3 protein-coding genes are annotated in these 2,412 nt (G+C 52.3%); all 3 read left to right on the plus strand.

The genetic code is table 11. The features are described from left to right. Nucleotides 1-82: 82 nt before the first annotated feature. The 3 genes from tnpA to tnpC all read left to right on the plus strand — a co-directional run bounded on the left by tnpA (nt 83) and on the right by tnpC (nt 2,397). Complete coding sequence (tnpA, locus tag BCF53_RS19005) at nt 83-439, plus strand: IS66-like element accessory protein TnpA (protein ID WP_132704341.1); 357 nt, start codon at nt 83-85, stop codon at nt 437-439. Continuing rightward, complete coding sequence (gene tnpB / locus BCF53_RS19010; protein WP_132704343.1) at nt 415-771, plus strand: IS66 family insertion sequence element accessory protein TnpB; 357 nt, start codon at nt 415-417, stop codon at nt 769-771. The genes tnpA and tnpB overlap by 25 nt, the downstream gene beginning before the upstream one ends. 78 nt (nt 772-849) lie before the next feature. After that, nucleotides 850-2,397, plus strand: coding sequence for an IS66 family transposase (gene tnpC / locus BCF53_RS19015; protein WP_132704345.1), 1,548 nt, complete (start codon nt 850-852; stop codon nt 2,395-2,397). Nucleotides 2,398-2,412 lie beyond the last annotated feature (15 nt).

Consider the following 2,412-nt stretch of genomic DNA (forward strand, 5'->3'; position numbering starts at 1 on the left):
GTAAGCGTCCGGCCAACTCATCTGTTCAAGCTCGCCTAAGACCCTAATGATGGTGTCCACCTAATTTTAAGTGGACACCTCAATGGATCAGCTAAGCGACAAAACTCTCTTCAATAAAGTAACGGCTAAGCGGCGCAAATACACCCCTGAATTCCGGGCGAAGATTGTGGCGCTTTGCCAGGAACCCGGTTCGTCTGTTGCCGCTATTGCGCAGCAATACGGGCTGAATGCTAATCTGGTGCACAAATGGCGACGCCGTCACTTAATGCAAGATAACCGCCCTTCATCGACGGCTTTTTTGCCCATTCCTGTCCTTGCCCCTGAGCAGGTTGACAGTGCAAGCCAAACGGTTCGATTTGAGCTGAACGGTTTATCTGTAGATTGGCCACTGGCTCATATCGATCAGGCTGTTCCGTGGCTGAAGGCCTTGCAGTCATGATCCGCATTGACCGGATCTGGTTATCCACTGAGCCTCTGGACATGCGTGCCGGCCCCGAGACCTGTCTGGCTCGAGTGGTTGCGGTGTTTGGTGCAGCCGAAGCACATCAGGCTTACGTGTTCTTAAATAAACGCGCCAACCGGATGAAGGTTCTGGTGCATGATGGCTTTGGTGTTTGGCTGGCCGCTCGGCGGTTACATCAGGGCAGGTTTATGCCAGCCAGAGCCTGGCAGCAACACCCCTTAGAGCTGACTGATGAGCAACTGCAGGCACTGGTTGTGGGGTTACCCTGGTATCAGGTTGGGAAAGAGCAAGCGATCTCGCTGCTCTGACTGACGAGCCTCATTGCACCGTTAAATTGCCCTAATCTGCTATAGCCATAGCGATACCGCTCTGACACAGTGAGCGGTATGACGCATACACTGAACCTCGATAAACTCAATGAACAACAACTGCGCGCATTAGCAGCACAGCTGCTGGTCGACGGTCAAAAGAAAGACGCCACCATTAAATACGTCACCACCGAAAACCAGCAGCTCAAGCATGAGATGGCGATCCTCAAGCGCCATAAGTTTGCCCGTACCAGCGAAGTGTTGAATGCGCACCAACGCAGCCTATTAGATGATCTGGTCAATGAAGACATTGCCGCCATTGAGGAACACATCGCTCAGCACGATGCACAACTGGCAGAAGTGCAGAATAAACCACAGGAAAAGCGGCAGCCCAAGCGAGCACCGTTACCCCCCGAATTACCTCGCACGATCATTGAGCACGAACCCCATTCAACAGAATGTTCCTGCGGCTGTCAGCTCAAGCGCATTGGCGAAGATATTAGTGAGAAACTGGATTACGTCCCCGGTACGTTTACCGTAGAGCGTCATGTTCGGGGCAAGTGGGTGTGCGATCAATGCGAGACGCTCACGCAAGCCCCGGTACCGGCACAGATCATAGACAAAGGCATTCCTACCGCCGGCTTACTGGCACAGGTGTTGATCGCGAAATACGGTGATCACTTACCGCTGTACCGACAAGAAAAAATCTTTGCCCGCGCCGGTGTTGAGATGAGTCGATCAACATTAGCGGACTGGGTTGGCCGATGCGGTGTGGCATTACAACCCATTGTCGACGCACTTCGAGACGAACTGCACCAACACTCAGTACTGCATGCGGATGAAACCCCGGTTGCCATGCTCAGTCCTGGCAAACAGAAAACCCATAAAGCCTATGTTTGGGCCTATACCAGCACGCCGTTCTCAGGCACAAGAGCCGTGGTGTATGACTTTGCCCCTGGCCGTTCTGGTGAGCATGCCCGCAGGTTCCTGCAAAGCTGGCAAGGTAAGTTGGTTTGCGATGACTTCAGTGGCTACAAAGCCAGCTTCAAACAAGGCATCACAGAAATTGGTTGCATGGCGCATGCTCGGCGTAAGTTCTTTGATCTACATGCCGCCAACCAAAGCACACTGGCGGAATATGCCTTACAGCAAATAGGACATCTCTACGATATTGAACGAGAGATAAAAGAGACGACAAACGAACAAAGAAAAATGGTTCGCCAGCAACAAGCCAAACCGATCCTGGATCAATTGCGTGAATGGCTCACCTTACAACGGCAAAGAGTGCCAAATGGGTCGGCCATAGCCAAAGCCATCGACTATAGCCTGAAACGTTGGGACGCACTCACACGCTATTGTGAAGATGGTGCGGTGCCGATCGACAATAACTGGGTGGAAAATCAGATCCGGCCATGGGCATTGGGCCGAAACAACTGGTTATTTGCTGGTAGCTTGCGCAGTGGTCAGCGTGCCGCCAATGTGATGAGCCTGATCCAAAGTGCCAAGCTGAACGGTCATGATCCGTACATGTATCTGAAAGATGTACTGGCGAGGTTGCCAAGCCAAAAAAATAACCAGCTGGATGAGTTACTACCGCATAACTGGGCACAGCCTGACAAGGTGTGATGGCCGGACGCTTAC

The sequence above is a fragment of the Reinekea marinisedimentorum genome (assembly GCF_004341165.1).
Taxonomy (GTDB): Bacteria; Pseudomonadota; Gammaproteobacteria; order Pseudomonadales; family Natronospirillaceae; genus Reinekea; species Reinekea marinisedimentorum.